1 protein-coding gene is annotated in these 3226 nt (G+C 69.2%); it reads right to left on the minus strand.

Annotated features, from left to right (window positions below; all coding sequences use genetic code 11):
• The coding region (locus tag IE257_RS37610; protein ID WP_189974616.1) for a condensation domain-containing protein at positions 1-3226 on the minus strand (3226 nt) is incomplete at both ends.

Here is a 3226-nt window from a genome sequence, read left to right on the forward strand (position 1 = left end):
CAGCGACGAATGCAGCGGAGCACCACCCTCGGCGGCGCCGTATGAACGAGCAGCCCACTGGGCGTAGTTGGCGAGCCCGCCGTGCGTGACGGCCACGCCCTTGGGACGACCCGTGGAGCCCGACGTATAGATCACATACGCCAGACCCTCGGAACGGGTCACCACCTCGGGAGCGGTGTCCTCAAGCATCGACAACTGGACGCCCATCAGCGTCGAGTCCAGCGCAACCATCCGCGCACGACCCGCCGGAAGATCACCCAGGATCTCCTCATCCGTCAGCGTCAACACCACACCACTGTCCGCGAGCATGAACGAGATCCGATCCACCGGATAACCAGGATCGATCGGCAGGAACGCAGCCCCCGCCTTCCACACCGCAAGAATCGCCACCACGGCATCCACACCACGCGGCAGGCACACACCCACCACCGACTCCGCACCCACACCCTGACCCACCAGGAACCGCGCCAGCCGATTCGCCCGCACATCCAACTCCGCGAACGACACCTCAACACCATCGGCAACCACAGCCACCGCATCCGGAGCCCCCACCACCCGCGCCCCGAACAACCCCGGCACCAAACCCGAACCGAGGTCTACTTCAGTGGCGTTCCACTCCGTGACGACCCGACGACGCTCGTCCCCATCGAGGATGTCCACCGCGCTCAGCGGCACGCGCGGGTCAGCAGCCACCGCGGCCAGGACGCGCACCAGGCGCTGGGCGAAGAGCTCGACCGACGCCGGCTCGAAGAGGTCCGCGGAGCCGATGATCCCGCCGTGCAGACCGGCCGGAGCGCCCTCGGCATCGCGGCGCTCGCCGAGGCCGACCTGGACGTCGTACTTGGCCCACACGGTCGACGTCGGTGCATCAGTCATACGGGCACCCGCGAGATCCAGTTCCGCCTCCTTGTTGTTCTGCAGCGTCAGCGACACCTGGAACAAGGGGTGGCGAGCCATGGAGCGGCTCGGTGCGAGCTGTTCCACGAGCTTCTCGAAGGGGACTTCCTGGTGGGCGAAGGCGGACAGTCCCGCCTCACGGGCCCGTGCCAGGACGTCGGCGAAGGTCGGGTCACCGGACAGGTCCGTCCGAATGACGAGGGTGTTGATGAAGAAGCCGACCAGGTCGTCGAGCGCCTCGTCCGTACGTCCCGCGTTGGCGGTGCCGATCGGGATGTCGGTGCCCGCACCCAGGCGGTTCAGCAGGACGGCCAGCGCCGACTGCAGGACCATGAACATGGTCGCGCCTTCGGCGCGCGCCACCTCGGCGAGCCGGGCGTGCACGTCCGCGGGAACCTCCAGCTGGACGCTGTGGCCCTGCTGGGAGGAGGTGGCCGGGCGGTTCTTGTCGAACGGGAGGTCCAGTTCCTCGGGGATGCCGGACAGCGTGTGCTTCCAGTAGTCGATCTGACGCGAGATGAGGCTGTCGGGCCGCTCCTCGTCGCCGAGCAGGTCGCGCTGCCATATGGCGTAGTCCGCGTACTGCACCGGCAGCGGCGTCCATTCCGGTGCCCGGCCCGTGGAGCGCGCCGCGTAGGCGAGCGAGAAGTCGCGCGTCAGCAGCGCCGTCGACCAGCCGTCCCTGGCGATGTGGTGCAGGACCACGGCCAGTACGGGATCGGTGCCCTCGCCTGCTTCGAACAGCGAGGCGCGGATCGGCACCTCGGAGGTGAGGTCGAAGGGGTATGCGGCTGTCTTCTCCACCTCGTCCTGCAGGTCCGCCGCGGCCACGGCGACGGTCGTGACCTCCCAGTCCAGCTCGTCGAGACCGAGGATCCGCTGGTAGGGCTCGCCGTCGACGACGGGGAAGACGGTGCGGAGCACCGCGTGCCGTTCGATCACGTCGCGGAAGGCCGCGTCCAGCGCCTCGCGGTCGATCTCCCCGGACAGGTGGAGCACCACCGGGATGTTGTACGACGCGCTCGCGTCCTCCAGCTGGTTGATGAACCAGAGGCGCTGCTGACCGTACGAGAGCGGGAGGCGCTCGGGGCGGTCCATCCGCGTGAGCGGAGCACGGGCGCTCTCGGCCCCTGCCAGTCGGGCGGCGAGCTGGGCGACGGTCGGCTCTTCGAAGAGCGTGCGGATCTCGGTCTCGATGCCGAGGACGGTGCGGATCCGGCTGACGAGCCGGACCGCGAGCAGGGAGTGTCCGCCGAGTTCGAAGAAGTCGTCGTCCACGCCGACGTTTTCGAGCCCGAGGACATCGGCGAAGGCGAGGCAGAGCAGCTCCTCCCGCAGGTTCGCCGCCCGGCGGCCGCTGCCGGCCGTCGTCACGCCGTACTCAGGTGCGGGCAGGGCCTTGCGGTCGAGCTTCCCGTTGGACGTCAGCGGCAGCGCGTCCAGGACGACCACGGCCGCGGGCACCATGTGCTCGGGCAACCGCCGGGCCATGAACTCCCTTACCGCGGACGGAAGTCCGTCGAGGTCGCCGTCCTCGTCCATCGGCACCGCATAGGCCACCAGGCGCGTGTCGCCCGGTACGTCCTCGCGGGCCACCACCGCTGCCTGCGCGACGAGCGGGTGCGCGGTCACGGCGACCTGGACCTCACCCGGCTCGACGCGGTAGCCGCGGATCTTGACCTGGTCGTCGGCGCGGCCCTGGAAGACCACTCGGCCGTCCTCGGTCCAGCGGGCCCGGTCACCCGTCCGATACATCCGCAGGCCGGGCTCGAACGGGTTCGCGACGAACCGCTCGGCCGTCAGCGCGGTCCGCTTGACATAACCCCGCGCCAGCTGAACACCCGCCACATACAACTCACCCACAACACCGACAGGAACCGGCCGCAGCGAAGCATCCAACACGTAGAACCGGGTGTTCGCCACCGGAGCACCCACCGGCACCAGCCCGGCATCCGCGTCGGAGACCTCCAGTCGGGTCGTCGCCACACCGATCGTGGTCTCGGTCGGCCCGTAGTGGTTGAACACCACCCCGTCACCGCCGTGCTCGACCAGCTCCCGCACCAACGCCGGAGCAGCCGCCTCACCACCCAGAACCAGCGAACGCCCCGGAAGGACACCCTCCACGCCGGTGACCGAAGCCAGCGCCGCCAGGTGCGAGGGAACCGCCTTCAGGAAATCGATCCCGTGCTCGACCAGATACGAGGACACCGCCGCCGGATCGGTAACCGCACCCTCCTCCAGGACGTGCAACTCACCACCCGTGGTCAGGCTCGCGAACACCACCGTGTTCCCCAGGTCCGTCGCCTGCGCCTGAAGCAGCGCATACCGG

The organism is Streptomyces avidinii, from assembly GCF_014650695.1.
Classification (GTDB): Bacteria; Actinomycetota; Actinomycetes; order Streptomycetales; family Streptomycetaceae; genus Streptomyces; species Streptomyces avidinii.